The sequence below is a fragment of the Pseudomonas sp. IT-P176 genome (genome assembly GCF_949767245.1).
In the GTDB taxonomy this organism is placed as follows: Bacteria; Pseudomonadota; Gammaproteobacteria; order Pseudomonadales; family Pseudomonadaceae; genus Aquipseudomonas.
Map to the genome: position 1 here is coordinate 1 of NZ_CATKPN010000103.1, position 590 is coordinate 590.

Annotated in this window: 1 pseudogene; it reads left to right on the forward strand. The window is 54.6% G+C overall.

What is annotated here, in order from left to right:
* Positions 1-128: 128 nt before the first annotated feature.
* Positions 129-590 (forward strand): annotated as a pseudogene (locus ACM6IP_RS25135) (sel1 repeat family protein); the annotation flags it as partial.

A 590-nucleotide genomic window follows, 5' to 3' on the forward strand; every position in this document is an offset into this window, starting at 1 on the left:
AAGCTGGCGTTCAAGGCTTGGGAAGGCATCATCAACGATAACAAGTATCGCCAGTCGAAAGAATTGACGCCTGACACTCCGCTCGTCGAGTTTTACTACGGCGAAAAGACCGTGAAGGACCTCGACTGATGCGCCGGTTCCTATTGCTAGCAAGTCTGCTGCTGGCCGCCTGTGATAGCGGCAGCCCCCCTAATCACCCAACTCAGGATAATCCCGTGAACCCGCTGACCGGAATCAAAGCGAAGCTGGCCTTTACCTGTGTACATGAGCAGATCCCAACCCCGTCCGACGAGACCGATGAGCTATTTCAGTACGCCCGCTGGTTGCAAAAAAACAACCTGCTCAAGCAAGACAAAAGTGTCGACGCCGAGATCGAGCGACTGTACCGAATTGCTGCCGAGAACGGTCATTACAAGGCCAACATTAACCTGCAAAATGGCACTATGCGCGGCCACTTCATGCTCCGTGGTGCGGATCACCTGCGCATGAGCCAGCAACTGATCGACGCGAATGTGGCGACGGGTTATTACTTTATCGGTCTCTTCCTGAAGAGCGGTTCCTCCGGGCTGAAGCAGGACACGGCCATGTCA